General features: G+C 58.6%; 18 protein-coding genes. 9 read left to right on the top strand and 9 right to left on the bottom strand.

Annotation, left to right across the window (positions count from 1 at the left end; genetic code table 11):
- Window positions 1–145: 145 nt before the first annotated feature.
- Window positions 146–1,138 (bottom strand): DNA polymerase III subunit delta, encoded by a 993-nt coding sequence (gene holA, locus LEPTO7104_RS0123590; RefSeq protein WP_017301057.1) that lies wholly within the window; start codon window positions 1,136–1,138, stop codon window positions 146–148.
- Between the two features lie 187 nt (window positions 1,139–1,325).
- Here holA and LEPTO7104_RS0123585 point away from each other — a divergent pair, with 187 nt between their 5' ends.
- Both LEPTO7104_RS0123585 and cbiE read left to right on the top strand, forming a co-directional pair.
- Window positions 1,326–1,943, top strand: coding sequence for a precorrin-8X methylmutase (locus LEPTO7104_RS0123585; RefSeq protein WP_017301056.1), 618 nt, complete (start codon window positions 1,326–1,328; stop codon window positions 1,941–1,943).
- Window positions 1,940–3,199, top strand: coding sequence for a precorrin-6y C5,15-methyltransferase (decarboxylating) subunit CbiE (gene cbiE, locus LEPTO7104_RS0123580; RefSeq protein ID WP_017301055.1), 1,260 nt, complete (start codon window positions 1,940–1,942; stop codon window positions 3,197–3,199). The genes LEPTO7104_RS0123585 and cbiE overlap by 4 nt, the downstream gene beginning before the upstream one ends.
- 66 nt (window positions 3,200–3,265) lie before the next feature.
- On the opposite strand, the gene LEPTO7104_RS35050 is transcribed toward cbiE, so the two are convergent.
- The 3 genes from LEPTO7104_RS35050 to acs form a co-directional block, all read right to left on the bottom strand.
- Window positions 3,266–4,072, bottom strand: coding sequence for a CPBP family intramembrane glutamic endopeptidase (locus LEPTO7104_RS35050; RefSeq protein WP_017301054.1), 807 nt, complete (start codon window positions 4,070–4,072; stop codon window positions 3,266–3,268).
- A gap of 74 nt (window positions 4,073–4,146) precedes the next feature.
- Window positions 4,147–4,527 (bottom strand): AbrB family transcriptional regulator, encoded by a 381-nt coding sequence (locus LEPTO7104_RS0123570; RefSeq protein ID WP_017301053.1) that lies wholly within the window; start codon window positions 4,525–4,527, stop codon window positions 4,147–4,149.
- A gap of 1,027 nt (window positions 4,528–5,554) precedes the next feature.
- Window positions 5,555–7,522 carry an acetate--CoA ligase gene (acs, locus tag LEPTO7104_RS0123565; RefSeq protein ID WP_017301052.1) on the bottom strand — a complete coding sequence of 656 codons (1,968 nt, stop codon included), beginning with the start codon at window positions 7,520–7,522 and terminating at the stop codon, window positions 5,555–5,557.
- Window positions 7,523–7,950: 428 nt separating this feature from the next.
- Between acs and LEPTO7104_RS0123560 the strand changes: the two genes are divergently transcribed.
- Together LEPTO7104_RS0123560 and LEPTO7104_RS0123555 are read left to right on the top strand one after the other, a co-directional pair.
- Entirely contained in the window at window positions 7,951–9,534 is a 1,584-nt protein-coding gene (locus LEPTO7104_RS0123560) for an adenylate/guanylate cyclase domain-containing protein (protein ID WP_083887122.1), read from the top strand.
- A gap of 235 nt (window positions 9,535–9,769) precedes the next feature.
- Window positions 9,770–10,183: a hypothetical protein gene (locus LEPTO7104_RS0123555; RefSeq protein ID WP_155523745.1), complete on the top strand. Its 414-nt coding sequence runs from the start codon at window positions 9,770–9,772 to the stop codon at window positions 10,181–10,183.
- 78 nt (window positions 10,184–10,261) lie between these two features.
- Here the strand turns inward: LEPTO7104_RS0123555 and LEPTO7104_RS0123550 are convergent, their stop codons facing one another.
- The 3 genes from LEPTO7104_RS0123550 to tsaD form a co-directional block, all read right to left on the bottom strand.
- Window positions 10,262–10,609, bottom strand: coding sequence for a metal-sensing transcriptional repressor (locus LEPTO7104_RS0123550; RefSeq protein WP_051158532.1), 348 nt, complete (start codon window positions 10,607–10,609; stop codon window positions 10,262–10,264).
- A 67-nt stretch (window positions 10,610–10,676) separates the two neighbouring features.
- Window positions 10,677–11,075: a thioredoxin domain-containing protein gene (locus LEPTO7104_RS0123545; RefSeq protein ID WP_026073015.1), complete on the bottom strand. Its 399-nt coding sequence runs from the start codon at window positions 11,073–11,075 to the stop codon at window positions 10,677–10,679.
- A gap of 68 nt (window positions 11,076–11,143) precedes the next feature.
- Complete coding sequence (gene tsaD / locus LEPTO7104_RS35045) at window positions 11,144–12,253, bottom strand: tRNA (adenosine(37)-N6)-threonylcarbamoyltransferase complex transferase subunit TsaD (protein WP_017301048.1); 1,110 nt, start codon at window positions 12,251–12,253, stop codon at window positions 11,144–11,146.
- 194 nt (window positions 12,254–12,447) lie between these two features.
- On the opposite strand from tsaD, the gene LEPTO7104_RS0123535 reads away from it, so the two are divergent.
- From LEPTO7104_RS0123535 to LEPTO7104_RS0123525, 3 genes are all read left to right on the top strand, one after another.
- Complete coding sequence (locus LEPTO7104_RS0123535; RefSeq protein ID WP_017301047.1) at window positions 12,448–12,948, top strand: hypothetical protein; 501 nt, start codon at window positions 12,448–12,450, stop codon at window positions 12,946–12,948.
- A gap of 49 nt (window positions 12,949–12,997) precedes the next feature.
- Window positions 12,998–13,123, top strand: coding sequence for a photosystem I reaction center subunit IX (gene psaJ / locus LEPTO7104_RS0123530; RefSeq protein ID WP_017301046.1), 126 nt, complete (start codon window positions 12,998–13,000; stop codon window positions 13,121–13,123).
- Between the two features lie 145 nt (window positions 13,124–13,268).
- Window positions 13,269–13,751 (top strand): photosystem I reaction center subunit XI, encoded by a 483-nt coding sequence (locus LEPTO7104_RS0123525; RefSeq protein ID WP_017301045.1) that lies wholly within the window; start codon window positions 13,269–13,271, stop codon window positions 13,749–13,751.
- 239 nt (window positions 13,752–13,990) lie between these two features.
- Here the strand turns inward: LEPTO7104_RS0123525 and LEPTO7104_RS0123520 are convergent, their stop codons facing one another.
- On the bottom strand, window positions 13,991–15,202 hold the full coding sequence (locus tag LEPTO7104_RS0123520) for a methionine gamma-lyase family protein (RefSeq protein WP_017301044.1): 1,212 nt from the start codon (window positions 15,200–15,202) through the stop codon (window positions 13,991–13,993).
- A 138-nt stretch (window positions 15,203–15,340) separates the two neighbouring features.
- Between LEPTO7104_RS0123520 and LEPTO7104_RS0123515 the strand changes: the two genes are divergently transcribed.
- Together LEPTO7104_RS0123515 and LEPTO7104_RS0123510 are read left to right on the top strand one after the other, a co-directional pair.
- Window positions 15,341–16,162 carry an acyl-CoA desaturase gene (locus LEPTO7104_RS0123515; protein WP_026073014.1) on the top strand — a complete coding sequence of 274 codons (822 nt, stop codon included), beginning with the start codon at window positions 15,341–15,343 and terminating at the stop codon, window positions 16,160–16,162.
- Window positions 16,163–16,437: 275 nt separating this feature from the next.
- Entirely contained in the window at window positions 16,438–16,947 is a 510-nt protein-coding gene (locus LEPTO7104_RS0123510) for a hypothetical protein (protein WP_155523743.1), read from the top strand.
- A 79-nt stretch (window positions 16,948–17,026) separates the two neighbouring features.
- On the opposite strand, the gene gyrB is transcribed toward LEPTO7104_RS0123510, so the two are convergent.
- Window positions 17,027–18,967 (bottom strand): DNA topoisomerase (ATP-hydrolyzing) subunit B, encoded by a 1,941-nt coding sequence (gene gyrB / locus LEPTO7104_RS0123505; protein WP_017301041.1) that lies wholly within the window; start codon window positions 18,965–18,967, stop codon window positions 17,027–17,029.
- Window positions 18,968–19,020: the final 53 nt, after the last annotated feature.

The raw sequence follows: 19,020 nt of genomic DNA, 5'->3' as shown, positions 1-19,020 counted from the left end.
TTAACCAGAGTGGCCCCGTGCTCCAATGACCGTGCTCCCATAGTTTAAAGACGTTTACCTGGCTTGAGAGGTGCCGACCCCGGGGTGGTTGCCTAAATCTCCCAGCCCAGACGGGGCAGCACCTGCACTGGTTCCAGGTCTGGGGCTATGTCGCCCCCGGCCTTAACGCCCGGCAGAGTTCTATCACTTTTGTGTGTAAGGTAGCGCGTTCATCTCGGCCCTGCTTTAAATCAGACTCTAATTCTAGTAGCAAAGGCAGGCTGCGTTGCAATTGGGTTAGGCTTAGCGATCGCACCTCCTGCTTTAAAAAATAGATGCGCTTGGGATTGGCAACTTCGGCGGCGGCGGCGATCTCGGCATCGCTCTGCACCCCGGCCTGAATTAGCGCCTTGAGCCAGAGCCACAGGCGAAACTGGCTGACCAGCGTGGCCACAATGCGCAAGGCTGGCTCATTGCGATCGAGCAAGTCATTCACCAGGCCCAGAGCGGTGGACGTATCGCCCTGCTGGAGGGCCTGGGCCAGCTTTAGGCTGGTTTGGGTCGATACCGTCACCAGCTCGGCGGCTACAGCAGGGGGGATGGGCTGGGGGTTAGCGCCCCAGTAAAGGGCCAGCTTTTCTAGCTCCAGATAGAGCTGGCGGGTGTCGCTGCCCACCGCCGCCGCCAGTAGGTCTATGGTAGATGACTCCAGGGCTACCCCCTTGGCCTGGGCTGCACTCACCACCTGCTGGCGAATTTGGTCAGTCTTCCAGGGAGGGATAGTGGCAAACTCGCGGATCTCCCCTTGGGTTTTGAAAAATTTAGTGAATTTGGCCCGTCCGTCGGGCTTCGCGGTGCTGGTCAGCAGCAGCACCGTGGTCTCGGGCAGCTGGGGCAGGGTGCGTTCAAACTCGCTGAGCAATTCCTCTGGGCAGCGCTGGCCCAGGCCGGTATTTTGTAGCCACACCAGCCGCTGACCCTGGCCAAAGGGGGGCGTCATCGCCTGGTTGAGGGCCAGGGTCGGGCCGTTGACGACATCGGCAGGAATGACGTCGTAGTTGAAGCTGGCCCAGGCCTCATCAAGGGTGCTCTGGCGCAGGGCTTTAACCGCATTTTGAAGGGCGAACTCGTCGTCACCCCAGAAGTAGTGGGCGGGCATAGGCGGGGGTGGGGGAAGAGGGGGGAGAGGGGGAAAGATTGGGTGAGAGGGGGAAGATTGGGCGAGAGGGGGGGAGATGAACTATCCTTAGTTTTCTCAACTCCCTATTTTCCTCAACTCCCTGCGGGCCGTCGTGGGATGATGGAACCTCGCGAGGGAGACGTGCTATAAACGGGCAGTTGAATCTATGGCGAAGCTGGTGCAAAGCCCCATTTTAGAAGAAAGCTTTGCGTTGATAGACCAGGAATTTGGAACCCACAGCTTGACCCCGACGGAGTATGCGGTGGTGAGGCGGGTGATTCACAGCACCGCCGATTTTGAGTTTAAAGATTTGGTGTGTTTTGCTGGGGGGGCCATAGATGCTGCGCTTCAGCACCTCTCCCGCCGCGGCCCAATTATTGTAGATGTGACCATGGTGCGCCAGGGGGTCGTGGGTATGGTGGAGCGCACCTTCCAAAATCCGCTGCTGACGGCAGTGACGGTGGGAGACCCGGCGGCGGCCGGGCGCACCCGCACCGAAACGGGCCTGGTACGGTATGTGGAGGAGTATCCCAACGCGCTGGTGGTGGTTGGCAACGCGCCTACGGCGCTGATGGCGCTGTGCGATCGCATCGAGAGCGGCCAGGTCAGGCCCGCCGTGGTGATTGGCGCTCCGGTGGGGTTTGTGGCGGTAGAAGATTCAAAGCGGCGGCTGGCCCAGGCCTCAGTGCCTCAAATTCGGGTAGAGGGGCGCAAGGGCGGCTCAGCGGTGGCCGCCGCCATTCTCAACGCGCTGCTGGTGCTGGCCTGGGAGCAGCAGCCATGACCCCAATCCACGTTGTGGGCGTGGGCCTAGACGGGCGGGGCGGGCTATCCCCCAGGATTGGGGCGCTGATTGACCAGGCGGCGGTGCTGGTGGGCAGCGATCGCCAGCTCAGCTACTTTGCCCCAGGCCGCGGCGAACGGTGGCCCCTGGGCGATCTAAAGGCCACCCTCGATCGCCTCCGTCAGCGGCTTGAACTGGGCAGTCCCGGCATAATCGTGGTGCTGGCTTCCGGCGATCCGCTTTTCTTTGGCCTAGGGCGGCTGTTGCTGGCCCATTTACCGGCGGAACATCTTACCTTTCACCCCCACCTCAGTGCGGTGCAGCTGGCCTTTAGCCGCCTCAAGCTGCCCTGGCAGGGGGCCACGCTGATCAGCGCCCACGGTCGATCGACCGTGGAGCTGATCGCGGCCCTGCGCCGGGGAGATGGACTGATTGCGGTGCTCACAGACCCCACCCATTCCCCGGCGACCCTGGCACAGCTGCTGCTCAACCTGGATCTACCCTGCTCCTACCGCCTGTGGGTGTGCGAAAACCTGGGGGCAGACGGGGAGCAGGTGCGTGAGTTTACGCCTGAAGCCGCGATATCCAGTACCTTCGCCAGCCTTAACGTCGTCGTACTCCAGCGGCAGGAGGATGCGCCTGATTCCCACGCCCTGCCGCTGATTGGCCTGCCCGATCGCGCCTTTGCCACCTTTGGCGATCGCCCCGGCCTGATCACCAAGCGCGACATTCGCATTCAGATTTTGGCCGATCTCGACCCCAGGGCAGACCAGGTGATCTGGGATGTGGGGGCGGGCACGGGGTCTGTTAGCGTAGAACTCAGTCGGCTTTGCCCCACCGCTCGGGTCTATGCGATCGAAAAAACGACCGCTGGTTATGCCCTGATTCAGCAAAACCAGCGCCGCCTGGGCAGCCCTAACCTGCACCCCGTCTACGGGGCCGCGCCGGATGCCCTGGCTCAGCTGCCCGATCCCGATCGCGTCTTTGTCGGCGGCAGCGGCGGCAGCCTGGGCGAGATTTTAGAGGTCTGTGGCCGCCGCCTGCGGCCCCAGGGGCACATCGTGCTGGCCCTCGCCACCCTGGAGCATACTGGGGCAGTTTTGGGCTGGGTCGATGAAAGCGCCACTGGCCCATCGCCCTGGCAGGTAAAGCTCCGCCAGATCCAGGTGCAGCACGGCGTTCGGGTGGGCTCCCTCACCCGCTGGCAGCCGCTCACCCCCATCACCCTCGTCACCCTCAAAAAATCAGAACCCTAAAGGACCAAAAGAAAGGCACTCTCCACCCCCATCTCCCTCACCCCTCCACTTCCCCCTCCCCCTCCCTCACCCAAACGCCCACACCCCCGCCCCGGTCAGCGCCAGCAGCGCCAGCGGCAGCAGCCCCGTCAGCGGCTGATCGGGCCGCCCCATCAGCCAGACTGGACCATCTTTGCCCGGCTTGAGCAGGGCCAGGGCATCAATGGCCGCGATCGCAAAGACCCACCCAGCGTGCAGGCCCCAGGCCAGCCCCAGACTTCCCCCCGCCGCCCAGCGGGCCAGCAGCAGTACCGCGCCCATCAGCGCTAATCCCGGCAGCTGGGGCGCTCCGGCGGGGCCATCCCACAGCAGGTGAGAAGCGGCAAAAATTAGGCTGACGGCGATCGCCATCAGCCCAACCGGCCATATCTGCCCCAGCCCATTGACCAGCACGCCGCGAAACACCAGCTCCTCAATCCAGCCCACAAACAGGGCCAGGGGCAGCACTGCGGCCAGCACCACCCCTGGCGAAGGAGTAACGACATCCCCATTTGCCGAGCGATCGGGGTTCACCGGGCGATCGGCAGAGCCCTGCGGAGAGGGCGACTGCCAGCATCGCCAGCCCAAGCCGAGCTGTAGTGCGACTAAAGCCGCCACGCCGCCAGCCGCGACCCCAAACCCCACCGCCATCAATCGCCAAAAGGACTGATTCCAGAGGATGCCGTAGTCTGACCAGCGTCTCATTTCCAGGCGGCGATGCACTTCGACCGCCACCGGCACCAGCAGGTATAGGGGCAGCAGCAGGGGTAGCTTGTGCTGAGGGGCAACCGGATAGGTGAGCGGAATTTGAGCGCTGCGGGCAACCAGTAGGCTAGTAGGAATACCCAGGGCCATCCAGCTTAAAAAAAAACCACCAGATTGATGATTGCTGACATATTTATCGGCAAATTTGGCGTAGTAACTTCGTACTAATCTTCATCAGAGTCAGTGTCAAGCTGCTTCAGGTGAATGTGCTTATAGCCCAGCTTAATTTCAAACTCATCGCCGGACTTGAGGCCCATTTCTTGAGTATAGGTAGCCCCAATAACAATTTGACCGTTTTTGTGGACGCTCACTCGATAGGTGGGTTCGCGACCTCGGCCATCTTTGCTACTTTCGGGATCAAGGTTGATGCCTTTGGCCTCGAGCAGCGCATCATAAAAGCCAGATAGATTGACCCGCACCTGATTGTCTTTAGTGAGGGTGTAGTAACCGCATTCTTTAGCGGTCTCGCGCTTGGTTAGGTTGGCAAGGTCTTTAACCTTTTGAAGCAGTGCTTTACCGGTTAGGGGATTGGGTTTTTCTGCCATTGTCGGGGAAAATCCTTGTGATAAGACGGGAAGCTATATACTCAAAAACTGTGGGTTGACCCAGGAATAAGGTTAACGGCCATTGAGGAATAGCAGATGAATAATAGCAAATAAATCTGCCTGCTCGCACAATTAATTATAGTCATGGGGTTAAGTGCTGTCACCTAAAAAATATATGAATTTGATCGGCTTTTACGGTTTTTTGCAGATCGCCTATTAGCTATCTCGCAGGCGCGATCGCGGCAGAAAAGCCCATCCTTTAGGCTCCACAATCGCCACAATGTCGTCTTGCCGGGGTCAATAGAGCGATCGCAGGCCAGCAGATTTCCACTCGGTTGACCAATAGATCGAAGCGACTCAAGCCTCAGCCCGCGCCGCAGTATCCAGGGGAAAAATGTGGCCGCCCCAGCGAGAACGCTTGTCTTTAGAGAACTTTGCTGGGCGACGGCGGGGCTGCTGGGTCAACCCACCTGGAAGCCCAGCCGCTGCTTGTTGCTCTGTAGGTCAGGGGCTTAATCCAGCAGGATTTGCGCAGCCGCTCCTATTTCAGACGGAGCCATTGCAATGGCTCTTAACTTGTTATGGACCAATTGCCATGTATCTTAGGTTATAGAAATTTTGCCTGAGCCGGTACTTAAGGGCTATTGTCTGGAAATATAGCTGTACCCAGTCTGGTTGAGAGATTTCCGCTCAAAACGTTCAAACGTTCAAACGTCTCTGGATGTCCTAATCTAAGTGACTATGGCTACAGCTTTAAAGGCCGGAGGTCTTAGAGTAAATCAACCCGGTAAAACCGATCAAAACCTCACTCCCAGGAGATACTCCTGGGGCTGCCGGTTCAAATCTAGAAAAATTTGAGGTGAGCGGGCGTTCTATTGCTAGCTGCTGCCTTCGTCAATCGCTTCAATGCTTTGCGAAAGGAAACCCTATAGCGGCCTACAAAGGCTACAAAAAAGCGCAGCACTACCTCGTTTGAGATCCTGCTGCGCCTTAGGTGGGCAGAGTTATGGGTTTCCAGCAGCGAACGCTAGATCTGGCGAAGCTGGTCGAGCACGCTCTGATCTTCCATGGTGGAGGCATCCCCTGCGATCGCCTCGCCGCTGGCCAAGTTGCGCAAAAAGCGGCGAATAATCTTGCCCGATCGCGTCTTGGGCAGGGCGTCGGCAAACTGAATTTCGCCGGGCCGGGCAATTACTCCAATTTCATTTACCACATGCTGCTTGAGCTGCTGCTTGAGCTCATCGCTGGGGCTGTACTGGCCTTCTAAAATCACAAAGGCAAAAATGTCTTCGCCCTTGATCTCGTCTTTGCGGCCCACCACGGCGGCTTCGGCGACTGCCGGGTGTGACACTAGGGCCGACTCCACCTCCATCGTGCCCAGTCGGTGGCCCGATACGTTGATCACATCGTCAACGCGGCCCATCACCCAAAAGTAGCCGTCGGCATCCTTGCGGGCACCGTCGCCGGCAAAGTAGAGGTACTGGCCATTGACTGGGGCAATGTGCTCCCAGTAGGTGCGGCGAAAACGATCGTCGTCGCCGTAGACCGTGCGCATCATGCTGGGCCAGGGGTGCTTGATCACCAGGTAGCCGCCTTCGCCGGGGGCGACGGGATTGCCGTCGAGATCGACTACATCGGCCAAAATGCCGGGGAAGGGCAGGGTCGCGGAGCCGGGCTTGGTGGGAATTGCCCCCGGCAGCGGCGTGATCATAAAGCCACCGGTCTCAGTTTGCCACCAGGTATCGACAATTGGGCAGCGCTCACCGCCGATCACTTGGTGATACCACATCCAGGCTTCGGGGTTGATCGGTTCACCCACCGTGCCCAACAGCCGCAGCGACGACAGATCGCGGGCCTTGGGCAGCTCGTCGCCCATTTTAATAAAGGCGCGAATGGCGGTGGGGGCCGTGTAGAAAATGGTGACGCCGTACTTTTCAATCACATCCCAAAAGCAGCCGGGGTTGGAGGGCCGGGGCACCCCCTCGTACATCACCGTGGTGGCCCCGTTCGACAGCGGCCCGTAGACAATGTAGCTGTGGCCGGTAATCCAGCCCACGTCGGCGGTGCACCAGTAGACATCGGTGTCTTTAATGTCAAAGGCCCACTGGAAGGTCATGTGGGTGTAGAGGTTGTAGCCCCCGGTGGTGTGCACCACCCCCTTGGGTTTGCCGGTAGTGCCGCTGGTGTAGAGAATGAACAGCAGATCTTCGGCATCCATCTCCTCAGCGGGGCAGTGGGCCGAGGCGGTGGCCTGGAGCTCGTGCCACCAGTGGTCGCGCCCCTCCACCATGGGGATGTCTTCTTTAGTGCGCTGGACCACCAGCACGCTGGAGACGCTGGGCACGCCGCCGCCCTCCAGAGCCTGATCCACCGCCGACTTAAGGGGAATAACTTTGTCTTTGCGGAAGCCGCCATCGGCGGTGATCACCACCTTGGCCTCGGCGTCGTTGAGGCGATCTTTGAGGGCTTCGGCGCTAAAGCCGCCAAAGATGACGGTGTGGGGCGCACCAATGCGGGCGCAGGCCAGCATCGCGATCGCCGCCTCGGGCACCATCGGCATGTAGATGCCGACGCGATCGCCCTTCTGCACCCCCAGCCCCTTCAGCACGTTGGCCACCTGGCACACTTCCCGGTGCAGCTGGGCGTAGGTGAGGGTGCGGCTGTCGCCCGGCTCCCCCTCCCAGATCAGGGCGGCTTTGTTGCGCCGCCAGGTGGTCAGGTGGCGGTCTAAACAGTTGTAGGAAATATTGATTTTGCCCCCCACAAACCACTTGGCGAAGGGAGGCTGCCAGTCCAGCACCGTCTCCCAGGGCTTGAACCAGTGCAGTTCCTGACTGGCCAGGTCGGCCCAAAACTTGGCCGGGTCTGCCGCCGCCCGCTCAGCCAGAGCGCGATACTCCTCCAGACTTTTGATGGATGCGTTTTGAGCAAACCCGTCGGCAGGGGGAAACAGGCGATTTTCGTGGAGAATCGATTCGATGGTGGGGGAAGCCATAGACAATGCTGAGTCTCTTGCAAACGCAAATAAAGTTAGATGAAAGCCGCTGTAGTGGAGCGGTGTCCCTTGAAAACCATACGATTTTTAGCGGCCCTTTGAACAGCATCTACGGGTTCCTTAATGTTTTTGGGGATACTAGCCCCAGGCGAGAAAGAAGGGGGTTTGAAGCATCTGAAGCTAAAACAGTGCGGAAGTTGGCCCTCTCCCCGTGAAGTTTAGAGCAGAGGACCGGAATCGCTAAGACCGCTCAGCCCGATTTTTTCCAAGCAGACAACACTAAGACTTGATGTAGAGCGACTGAGTTTCGCCCTGCGGCTGATTTAATCAGAATCACCATCCCCACGTCAGAGCCAGCTAGGGACAGGGAACTCCGGCACAATTTGGCCGGACGGCCAGGGTATTTGTGTTTTCACCAAGGGGTATCAATGGCTCGTGTTCTATCGTTGATTCAGCGTCTGGGGCAGCGGTGGCCGCCGATTTTGGCCGTGGCCCTGGGCTACGTCATCGTGGCCAAACTGAGCTTTCATTTTGCTGGCTACTCCAAAACCGTGCTGCCGATCTGGCCGCCAGCGGGCTACAGCCAGGGCGTGGTCCTAATCGCCGGGGCCGCCCTGGCCCCAGGCCTGACCCTGGGGTCGCTGGTGACAACCCTGACCTCCCCCGATCAGGTTTGGCATCGAGATATTCTGGCCGCCGTCAACAATACGCTTCAGCCCCTAGTGGGGCTGTGGCTGCTGCGTCGAGTCGGCTTTATCAACTCCCTGCAGCGCATCAAAGATGTGGGAGCCTTGATTGGTTTTGGAGCCGTGATACCCGCTACCCTCAGCGCCACCCTTGGGGTCACCTACTTTTGCCTGATGACCGCCATGGGCTGGGCCGACTATGGTTCAGCCTGGTTTAGCTGGTGGATTGGCAATGTCACCGGGGTTGTGGTGATCACCACGTTGATAATTACCTGGAGGCCGGGAGTACGCCGCTTCCGCAGTTTTTACGCTCCGCCGCTAATTGTGCTGTGGCTGGGGGTACTGGTGGCCCTCAGCTGGGTTTTGTTTTGTGATCCCAGGCGCATGGAGCAGGCTCCCTATCCCCTGGAATATATGGTGTTTCCCATTGTGATGTGGGCGGCGCTGCGCCTGGGGCCGCTGGGGGCGGCGTTGGGTACGGCAATCGTCACCGTGATTGCCACCTGGGGCGTCATCCAGGGGGTGGGGCCATTTTTGGTGGCCACCCAAAACCCCGCTGAGGCCGTGCAGCCGCTCCAGGCTTTTATCTGTGTGCTGGCGTTTACGGTTCTGGTGCTGGCGGGGGTCGTGGCCGAGCGAGAGCAGGCCCGCGCTGCGCTGCAGGAGGAAAAAGAGAAGTCAGAGCAGCTGCTGCTGAACATTTTGCCCCTGCCCATTGCCACTCGCCTAAAGCAGGGGCGCAACACCATTGCCGACCACTTTGCCGAGGTGACGGTGCTGTTTGCCGACATTGTCGAGTTCACCCAGCTTTCTGAAAGCCTCAGCCCCCAGGCCCTAGTGGCGCTGCTCAACGATATTTTCTCCCAGTTTGACCACCTGGCCGAGCGGCACCGGCTGGAGAAAATTAAGACCATTGGCGATGCCTACATGGTGGTCGGGGGGATACCCTACGAGCGGGCCGACCATGCCCAGGCCGTGGCCGATATGGCCCTGGACATGCAGGCTATGGCTCGGTCCTTTAGCGATCGCACCGGCCAGAGCTTTCGGCTGCGCATTGGCATCAACACTGGGCCAGTGGTTGCCGGAGTAATCGGCACCAAGAAATTTATCTACGACCTCTGGGGCGACACCGTTAACACCGCCAGCCGGATGGAATCGGCCGGGATAGCCGAGCACATTCAGGTAACCGAGGCCACCTATCTGTTCCTTAAAGACACCCATGCCCTCGAACTGCGCGGCGAAGTATGGGTCAAGGGCAAAGGGCACATGCGCACCTATTTCCTGAGGCAGAAAAGCCCCGTAGCGGCGGCCAGGCTGGAGGATTGAAGTTCGGTGCAGGTGTTGCTGGACGGGACGGGCTGAAGCCGCCTACCGGGTATCTTCCGCTCCAGCACAAATTTCCCACAGCGGGTCGTCAGCTGGGGTTAGATGGCCTAGATCCTGCCGTCAACCATGATTTCTCTACCCCAGCCGGGTATGCTAGGCCTGTTGGAGTGTTTCCACAGGTTGGCTCTGCCCTTGACCTGTTTTGTTCAGCATTCTGTGTCACTTCCATGGGTCTATGACTACGGCTAAGGCACCTACACCGACGCAGCCCGCGTCTTCTCTTCCGGCCCAGGACGCAATGGTAGAGAACATTATTGGGGCCGCCATTTTTGACTTCAGCGGCCTGCCCCAGGAATATTTCGTGACCCCTGACAATGAGAGCACTAGCTGGGTGCAGCTGGTATTTCAGTCCCTGGGGCTAAAGTCTCTGCTGATGTCATCCCTTAAGCTAGAGGGCTTCTCCTATATTTGCATTGAGCTAGGGCAGCAGACCGCCATTGTGGTGCGCACCAAGGAGGAATACATCGCCTTACTCATGCGCCAATCGCTGGTCTTTGATACGGCCCAGGACAGCGATCGCTTTAGCCACTGGGTGCGCCAATTTGAGCGGCGTCTGCTGCACGATCACGCTCGATTTATATCGGCCTAATTGGCCATGCCCGAGACCGAGGCCCAAGGCTCAAAAAGTTATCTAGACAGCCCAAAAGGCTGGGGTTTGCCCCCCAGTCTAGGGCAAGAAGCGATCGAGGGCGGCCTTCAGCTCGGCAATTTCGGCTTCAATATTGCCGTCTTCGGCGGCGCGGCCAATACACTCGGTCAGGTGCTCATCGAGAATGATGCGGGCGACGCGATCGAGCGCTCCCCGCACCGCCGCCACCTGCACCAGCACATCGGGACAGGGGCGGCTCTCCTGCACCATGGTTTTAATGCCGCGAATATGGCCCTCAATGCGAGCCAGACGATTGACGATACGTCGCAGCGACTCTGGATCGTGCACATGGGGATGCGCCCTGCTGTCAGCGGCAGGATCAACCTCGTGTAGGTGGGCGTGGGGGTGGGAACTAGGGTTTTGCAACGGCTATGGGGGTTTGAGGACGGTCATTGACGGAGCACCTGCTGGCGCTCCCAGGCAATCAAAAGGTCTACGGAGGGGGTGGAAAGTCCGATAGGTCAGCCAACTCATCTAAGGGTTTCACCCCCGGATACAGCTGACCACTAATTTCCCAGGTGGGATAGCCCTTAATGCCCTTCTGCTGACACAGCTCTGGCTGGGCATTTTCACCATCGGCTGCGCACTCTATGTAGGGCAGCTGATAGGCAGCATGCTTAAACATGGCCTTTTGGTCGGCGCAGTGGGGACACCAATAGGCACCATACATGACGGCACCCGTGGCGGCCAGGTGTTGGGCCAGCTGAGCTTCGTAGCTAGCTTCGCCCGTCGCCCCCTGGGGGCCACATCCGAAGACCAGCAGCGCCCCCACAACAACACCGCCCAGGCCAAAAACCTGGGAATGGCGACGAGGGCGTTGTAGCTGAACCATAGAACCCATCTGCGATGCTGAAGGTAAGTCAATAGGAACAATAGAGAATCGCTTAGCGCTGTGCAGCACTATCGGGTAATGGTTGGCTGCCTTCCCAGTGTAGCGTCAAGCTCTGTCGATGGGCTCGCCGAGTGGGACGTGTAGAGTTCCATCACTCGGGCCAAGTCAAGCCGCGACTGTGCCCCCAACTCCAGACTAGAGCGGTGGCCACAGTTGAGGTGATCGGCGGCGGCGCAGCCAATCATGGCGGCGTTATCGGTACACAGGCTGAGGGAAGGAAAGATTACCCGCAGGCCGTGGGCCTCAGCCGCCTGCTGGAGGTGCTGACGCAAGCCGCTGTTGGCGGCTACTCCACCCCCCACCGCCACGGTAGACAAGCCGTAGGCCTGGGCACAGGCCACCACTCGCCGGGTTAGACTGCGGGCCACGGTGGCCTGAAAACTAGCGGCCAGGTCAGCTACGGGCAGCGGCTCAACGCCCTCGGCCCTGAGCTTTTCCACCAGTCGCAGCATTGCCGTTTTCAGCCCGCTAAAGCTGGAATCATAGGGATGAAAACCACCCTCGGGCAGAGAAATATTGCCCTCGGGCAGGGGGAAGGCCGTAGGATCACCTGCCTGAGCTAATTTATCGATCGCGGGACCGCCGGGATAGCCTAGCCCCAGCAGTCGGGCTACCTTATCAAAAGCTTCGCCTGCGGCATCGTCGCGGGTTTGGCCCAGGGTCTGGTACTGGCCACAGCCTTTGACGTAGATCAGGCTGGTATGTCCCCCAGAGACCAGCAGGCACAGGTAAGGGGGCTGCAAATCGGGCTCGGCCAGATAGTTAGCGTAGATATGCCCCTCCAGATGGTGCACCCCCAGAAAAGGCTTTTGATGCACCATAGCCAGGGTTTTACCGGCGGTCAGCCCGACCAGCAGCGCCCCTACCAGGCCTGGAGCGCAGGTAGCGGCAACGGCATCAATGGCGGCCCAGTCTAGTTCGGCTCGATCTAGGGCAAGACGCAGACCATCGCCCAGGGTAGCGACGTGGTGCCGCGAAGCCACCTCGGGCACTACGCCCCCGTAGGGCTGGTGGATGTCGATCTGGGATGCGACTACGGTGCTCAAAATAGTGCGATCGCGCACCACCGCCACCGCCGTTTCGTCACAGCTGGTTTCTAGAGCTAAGATTGTCGCCATTGGATCGCCGCCGAGGAGGAACTGATGTAAGCCAAGCCGTAATTTGTAGAGATGTAAACACCCCACCGATCTTAGCTTTACGGGGGTTCGGCTGCGGGGTATTATGGCGACCAAGTTGGGTGAATTTTTGTTCAAAAAACTTAACTTTACGTTCAAATCGCCCCAGTTTCTTAGGTAATTAAAAGGAACGGTTTATGCGACGGTTTTTTGCTGTAGCGCTTGTAGTATTTCTCTGGTTTGGGTTTGCTCCCCCGGCCTCCGCTAGCCTGGCTGGCGACAATGTAGCAGGATTGACCCCCTGTGGCCAAAACGAAGCTTTCCTGAAGCGGGCTGCTGGTGCCACCACGGCATCGGCAAAGGCACGCTTTGACTTTTACGGTAGCTCTAGCCTGCTGTGCGGCAGCGACGGTCTGCCTCACCTGGTCGTGGACGGCGATCTGGCCCATGCCGGAGAGTTCTTGATTCCTAGCCTGCTGTTTCTGTACATTGCTGGCTGGATTGGCTGGGTCGGTCGCGCCTATGTCATCGCGGTGCGCGGTGCCAAGAGCCCCGAGGACAAAGAGATCATTATTGACGTGCCCCTGGCTATCAAGTGCTCTCTTGCCGGGTTTGCCTGGCCTCTGACGGCCTTCAAAGACATTGCCAGCGGCGAGATGTTTGCTAAAGACGACGAGATTACCGTATCTCCTCGCTAGGTAACTCCCACTGCTCATTCCCAGAACAACGACCCAGGAGAATTAGCCCATGGACAACAACCTGCTTCGGTATCTGTCCTCTGCTCCGGTGCTGGCCACCGTGTGGATGGTCATTACCGCCGGTATTTTGATTGAGTTCAACCGTTTCTTTCCTGATTTACTGCTGCACCCTTAGGCAAAAGCCTCGCCGGACAGTCCCCTTCAGGACGCTGGTGAGGATGCCCTTAGGGCACTTTGAAGATGGTTTTTGGGGACTTAACGGCGTCTGAAAACCGTCTCTTTAACTTGCTGTGACTTTGTTTGAGTTGGAGAAACCCCCTATGACAGAAATGATTCAGCCCGCTGGGGATCCACAGATCGGCAATCTGGAAACGCCGATTAATTCCTCTGGCTTCTCTAAAGCCTTTATTGGCAATCTGCCCGCCTATCGCCGGGGGCTTTCTCCCCAGCGACGCGGCCTGGAGATTGGCATGGCCCATGGCTACCTGCTCTACGGTCCCTTTGCTGTGCTTGGCCCCCTGCGCGATTCTGAAATCCCTGGGCTGGCCGGCCTGCTGAGTGCGGCGGCGCTGGTGGTCATTTTGACCGCCTGTCTGTCGATCTACTCCGGTGCCGGGGTCAATACCGAAGTGACCAAAACCACCACCCCCTTTACACCTCCTGCCAGCCTCGAAACCGATGAAGGCTGGAGCGAGTTTGCGGGCGGCTTCTTGATTGGCGGCATCGGCGGTGCCACCTTTGCCTACCTGCTGGCGGCCAATCTGCCCATTTTGACCACCCTGGTCAGCGGCGGCCACAGCTAGGTTTATCGCCTGGTATTGCCCCTGGTACTACCCGGGTGGCATTCCTTTAAGGGAGCGGCGGATAAATCCGTCGCTCCTTTCCTTTTTGTTTTATTGGGGGTTTGTTCTATTGGTAGTTGATAGTGTTGTCAGCTGAGGAGCTTATAGGTTGGATAGAACGCAGTGAAACCCAACAGCCGTAAGCTTTGTCGGGTTCTGCTGGCGCTTCAACCAACCTACAGATTTAAGCTTGCCAGCCCCTAAGCTGGTCCGATCGCCTCTACGGCGGCCTCCATCGCTAAAGCCACGTGGGTCCAGTGGGTGCCGCCCTGGCAGTAGGCAATGTAGGGGTCCCGCAGGGGGCCATCGGCGGAGAGTTCGGAGGTGCTGCCGTCAATGAATGTACCGCCTGCCATCACCAGTTCGCTGTCATAGCCGGGCATGGCGGCCGGTACGGGTTCTACGTAAGCGTCAATGGGCGAGTGGGCCTGCACGGCTTTACAGAAGGCGATCAGTTTTTCCGGTGAGCCCAGCCGAATAGCCTGGATCACGTCGCGCTGGGCGGCGGCGGCGGGAGGGTTAACCGGATAGCCCAGGGCGTTAAACGTATGGGCTAACAGAAAGTTGCCCTTCATCGCCTCGCCGACCATTTGGGGGGCCAAAAACAGCCCCTGGTACAGCAGTCGGTTTTGGTTGAGGCTCGACCCGCCGCTGGCCCCAATGCCGGGGGCGGTGAGACGACAAGCGGCGGCGGCCACCAGATCGGCTCGGCCTGCCACATAGCCGCCCGTGGGAGCGATGGTACCACCGGGGTTTTTAATCAGCGACCCGGCGATTAAGTCGGCCCCGACGGCGGTGGGCTCGCGGTCTTCTAAAAATTCGCCGTAGCAGTTATCGACAAAACAGACCAGGTTGGGATTCTGATCTTTTACCGTACGTACTATTTTTTCGATTTCGGGTATGGTAAGGGTTGACCGCCAACTGTAGCCACACGATCGCTGGATATGTACCAGTCGGGTGTTGGGCCTGACTGCACTAGCCAGGGCGTGCCAGTCGATCGCATTGGCGGCGGTCAACGGTAACTCTCGATAGGACACCCCAAACTCTGCTAAGGACCCCTGGCCCGTGCTGCGTAAACCAATGACTTCTTCTAGGGTGTCGTAGGGGGTGCCCGCAACCGCAAGCATTTCATCGCCAGGGCGCAGAACACCGTACAGGGCGCAGGCGATCGCGTGGGTACCAGATACAAACTGCGATCGAGCCAGGGCGGTCTCTGCCCCCATAACGTCGGCAAACACGCGATCGAAGGTATCTCGCCCCAGGTCATCGTGGCCGTAGCCCGACACGCTGCTGAAGTGGTGGCTACCCACCCGGTGCCGCCGAAAGGCCGCCAGAACCCGCTCCAGGTTTTGCTTGACCTGGGCGTCAATTCCATAAAAAATCGGAAGAAGTAAAGATTCTGGTGGCATCATCGGGTTTGATTGTTGCAATGGTTAAATTTTTTCGTTAAGAAACAGGGGTACTTATTCTCCCCTACATTTACTCTGCCTGCGCAAAATTCTTGCCCGAGATTTTTGTTAGGCCTTTGTCCAAAGTTCTGAGATTTTTGCATGACTGCTGTAACTACTGAGCGTTTGTCTCGCGACTGGGTCACTCTCCTGTTTATGATTGCTGTCCACAGCGTGGCTGCCCTGGCCTTCTTGCCGGGCAATTTTTCCTGGACTGCGATTGGTGTGGCCCTGCTGCTGCACTGGTTTACCGGCTGCCTGGGCATTACCCTGGGCTGGCACCGCCTGATTTCCCACCGCAGCTTTACGGTGCCCAAGTGGCTGGAGTATTTCTTTGTCTTTTGCGGCACCCTGGCCTGCCAGCATGGCCCCATTATGTGGGTCGGCCTGCACCGCCACCACCACGCCTACTCTGACCAAAACCTCGACCACCACGACTCTAACAAAGGCTTTTGGTGGAGCCACATGGGCTGGATGCTGCGAGATGTACCGGCTCGGCACGATGTCGATCGCTTCATTCGCGACATCAAAGATGACTCGTTTTATCTCTTCTGCGAAAAATATTTTCTGCTGCTCCAGGTGGCCTTAGGGGTTGTGCTCTACGCCCTGGGCGGCTGGCCGTTTGTGCTGTGGGGAATTTTCGTTCGCCTGGTGGCGGTCTACCACTGCACCTGGCTTGTAAACAGCGCTACCCACAAGTTTGGCTATCGCAGCTACGAAACCGACGACAAGTCGACCAACTGCTGGTGGGTGGCTGTGCTCACCTACGGCGAAGGCTGGCACAATAACCACCACGCCTACCAGTACTCGGCCCGCCACGGCCTCAAGTGGTGGGAAGTGGATATGACCTGGATGACCATTCGCCTGCTGGAAACGCTGGGCCTGGCTAAAAAAGTGAAGCTGGTGGGTTCTGCGGATGGGTAGTAACTGCCATAGTTACGTTGGTTAGGACATCCAGAAACCGTATGAACGTTCAAACGTTTGAACGTTCATAGGAGACATGTCTTAACCAGGCTGACTACAGCTATAACTGCCCAACGCCTGACCGCTAGCGATCGCAAAAAACAAGACATCGTTATATGGGCGGTGTCTTGTTTTTTTAGCTGGTTGAGGCCGCGTATCGCGTATAGCTATCGCACAGGAGTCATCTGTGAAATGTCCTACCTCTCTGGCTCTCGCTATAAACCATGGAGGGCCTGATGTTCCTAGCGCTGTTTATGGCGCTACAGGCATTTGTCCTTGCTCTGCTCCAGAAGCCGATGAACAATTGGCATGGCACAAACTTTTTAGTGCTATTCCTAAAAATCTTTTTGCTCAACTCGATTACGCTGCAGGCAACGCTTAGGACAGCTATAGCTCTCGATGCCTATGCTAGCCAATATGGGTCTGACGATTGGTCTGCCCTTGGTGTTGTGGGACTTGGAACTCTTTTTACTTACGCCGCCCTCTTTGTGATTTGGTTGGATACCAACCACCCCAATCCCGGTTTGATTCAAGAAATCTTGGGCTGGTTAGGGGGGCTGTTCGTTGGTCTATTGGTAGGAAGTGGGATGCTTCTGGGCCTGATTGGTTTGGGTTTGCTTTGGGCTAAGTGCAGATCTTCTGACTACGACGATGGGGGGCTGTGGATCATGCTTGGAACCGTTTTTCCGATCGCGGTGGTTTGGCTCCAGGCCGTGGTGCTTCGCCGCCTGGGCCGTGCCACTTAGCTTGAGTAGATGCGCCATTGCAAGCACCCTGAGCATTCTGGGCGAACGCTCAGGGTGAGGCTGGGTGAGGTTTTGCGGTTTAGATGTCCAGGTCTTCCATTTTCATACGGGGGCCATAGGTCTCAATGAACTCGCGGCGGGGAGCAACGCGATCGCCCATCAAAATCGTAAAGATGCGATCGGCCTCGGCCGCATCTTCAATCTCCACCCGCTTCATGGTGCGGGTGGCGGGATCCATGGTGGTTTCCCACAGCTGCTGGGGCATCATTTCGCCCAGACCCTTAAACCGCTGCACCGTGTAGTTGGCGTTGGCCGGAAACTCGTTGGTGATCAGGTTTTGCAGCTCGCGCTCGTTGTAGCAGTACCAGTGGTTGCGGCCTCGCTCCACCTTATACAGGGGCGGGCAGGCGATGTACACATAGCCCTGGTCGACCAGATCGCGCTGGTAGCGGTAGAAAAAGGTCAGCAGCAGGGTGCGAATGTGGGCCCCGTCCACGTCGGCGTCGGTCATCAGACAGATGCGGTGATAGCGCAGCTGGGCCGGGTTAAACTCTTCGCCGCGAATGCCCATGCCCAGGGCGGTGATCAGCGCCTGAATCTCGGTGTTTTTGTAGATTTTAGAATCTTCGGTTTTCTCAATGTTGAGAATTTTGCCCCGCAGGGGGAGAATGGCCTGGAAGCGGCGATCGCGTCCCTGCTTGGCGCTGCCGCCCGCCGAGTCACCCTCCACAATAAAGATCTCCGACTCGCTGGGGTCGCGGCTGCTGCAGTCGGCCAGCTTGCCGGGCAGGGTAGACGACTCCAGCACCGACTTGCGGCGCACCAGATCGCGGGCGCGCCGGGCCGCCTCAGCGGCATTGAACGACTGAATCGCCTTCTCTAGGATGGCGTCGGCCACGTTGGGGTGAAAGTCGAGGTACTCGGTCAGCGCCTCGCCCACCAGGGAATCGACGATACCGCGCACCTCGGTGTTGCCCAGCTTTGTCTTGGTCTGGCCCTCAAACTCGGGGTCGGGCACCTTCACCGAAATAATCGCCGTCAGCCCCTCGCGGATGTTTTCCCCGGCCAGGTTGGAGTCGCCGTCTTTGCGCTTGTTGCGCTTGCGGCTGACGTTGTTGAGGGTGCGGGTCAGCACCGCTTTTAGCCCCTCCAAGTGGGTGCCGCCGTCGATGGTGCGAATGTTGTTGGCAAAGCCCAGCAGGTTGTCGGAATAGGCGTCGATACACCACTGCAGCGCCGCCTCCACCTGTACGCCGTCGCGCTCAGAGGAGATGTGGATAATCTCGTCGTGGATGGGCTGCTTGTCGTGGTTGATGTACTGCACGTACTCAATGATGCCACCCGCGTAGTGGTAGGTGGAAACCTTGGGTTTGTCAGCTTTGATGACATCGAGGCGGTAGTCGGTGAATATGACCTGAATACCCGCGTTGAGGTAGGCTAACTCTCGCAGTCGCCCGCAGAGGGTGTCGTAGTCGAACTCAGTACCGTTGTGAAAAATCTCGGTGTCCGGCAAAAAGGTGATCGAGGTGCCCTGACGCTTTTCAGCAATTTTCTCGACCGCCAGTTCCCCCACGGGCACGCCGCGCTCGAAACGCTGCTTGTGCTCCTTGCCCTCGCGCCATACGGTGACTTCAACCCACTCGGACAGGGCGTTGACGACAGAAATACCGACGCCGTGCAGGCCGCCGGACACCTTGTAGCCGCCGCCGCCAAACTTGCCCCCGGCGTGGAGCACGGTCATCACCGTTTCGAGAGCCGACTTGCCGGTGCGGGGGTGAATATCGGTGGGAATGCCGCGCCCGTTGTCGGTGACGGAGACCGAGCCATCGGCGTTGAGGGAAATATCGATGCGATCGCAGTGGCCCGCCAGCGCCTCGTCTACGGAGTTATCAACAACCTCGTACACTAGGTGATGGAGTCCACGGGGTCCAGTGCTGCCAATGTACATACCCGGACGCTTGCGAACCGGCTCAAGCCCCTCAAGCACCTGAATCTGGTCAGCACCGTAATCGGTTGTCATGTTGTACGCTCCAAAAATGGGCTTAAAGCCGCCTGACTACCCGACAGGCTAAA

It is taken from the genome of Nodosilinea nodulosa PCC 7104 (assembly GCF_000309385.1).
Taxonomy (GTDB): domain Bacteria; phylum Cyanobacteriota; class Cyanobacteriia; order Phormidesmidales; family Phormidesmidaceae; genus Nodosilinea; species Nodosilinea nodulosa.
The sequence above is the reverse complement of the archived record's forward strand: the minus strand, read 5'-3'. Positions and strand labels throughout refer to the sequence as shown.

Excerpts from the sequence above, each read along its gene's own strand:
- acs (WP_017301052.1), bottom strand. The coding sequence starts at position 7,522 with ATGGCTTCCCCCACCATCGAATCGATTCTCCACGAAAATCGCCTGTTT.
- LEPTO7104_RS35050 (WP_017301054.1), bottom strand. The coding sequence starts at position 4,072 with ATGGCCCTGGGTATTCCTACTAGCCTACTGGTTGCCCGCAGCGCTCAA.
- LEPTO7104_RS0123510 (WP_155523743.1), top strand. The coding sequence starts at position 16,438 with ATGTTCCTAGCGCTGTTTATGGCGCTACAGGCATTTGTCCTTGCTCTG.
- cbiE (WP_017301055.1), top strand. The coding sequence starts at position 1,940 with ATGACCCCAATCCACGTTGTGGGCGTGGGCCTAGACGGGCGGGGCGGG.
- LEPTO7104_RS0123560 (WP_083887122.1), top strand. The coding sequence starts at position 7,951 with ATGGCTCGTGTTCTATCGTTGATTCAGCGTCTGGGGCAGCGGTGGCCG.
- LEPTO7104_RS0123535 (WP_017301047.1), top strand. The coding sequence starts at position 12,448 with ATGCGACGGTTTTTTGCTGTAGCGCTTGTAGTATTTCTCTGGTTTGGG.
- LEPTO7104_RS0123520 (WP_017301044.1), bottom strand. The coding sequence starts at position 15,202 with ATGATGCCACCAGAATCTTTACTTCTTCCGATTTTTTATGGAATTGAC.
- LEPTO7104_RS0123555 (WP_155523745.1), top strand. The coding sequence starts at position 9,770 with ATGACTACGGCTAAGGCACCTACACCGACGCAGCCCGCGTCTTCTCTT.
- LEPTO7104_RS0123585 (WP_017301056.1), top strand. The coding sequence starts at position 1,326 with ATGGCGAAGCTGGTGCAAAGCCCCATTTTAGAAGAAAGCTTTGCGTTG.
- LEPTO7104_RS0123515 (WP_026073014.1), top strand. The coding sequence starts at position 15,341 with ATGACTGCTGTAACTACTGAGCGTTTGTCTCGCGACTGGGTCACTCTC.
- gyrB (WP_017301041.1), bottom strand. The coding sequence starts at position 18,967 with ATGACAACCGATTACGGTGCTGACCAGATTCAGGTGCTTGAGGGGCTT.
- LEPTO7104_RS0123570 (WP_017301053.1), bottom strand. The coding sequence starts at position 4,527 with ATGGCAGAAAAACCCAATCCCCTAACCGGTAAAGCACTGCTTCAAAAG.
- tsaD (WP_017301048.1), bottom strand. The coding sequence starts at position 12,253 with ATGGCGACAATCTTAGCTCTAGAAACCAGCTGTGACGAAACGGCGGTG.
- psaJ (WP_017301046.1), top strand. The coding sequence starts at position 12,998 with ATGGACAACAACCTGCTTCGGTATCTGTCCTCTGCTCCGGTGCTGGCC.
- LEPTO7104_RS0123525 (WP_017301045.1), top strand. The coding sequence starts at position 13,269 with ATGACAGAAATGATTCAGCCCGCTGGGGATCCACAGATCGGCAATCTG.
- LEPTO7104_RS0123545 (WP_026073015.1), bottom strand. The coding sequence starts at position 11,075 with ATGGTTCAGCTACAACGCCCTCGTCGCCATTCCCAGGTTTTTGGCCTG.
- holA (WP_017301057.1), bottom strand. The coding sequence starts at position 1,138 with ATGCCCGCCCACTACTTCTGGGGTGACGACGAGTTCGCCCTTCAAAAT.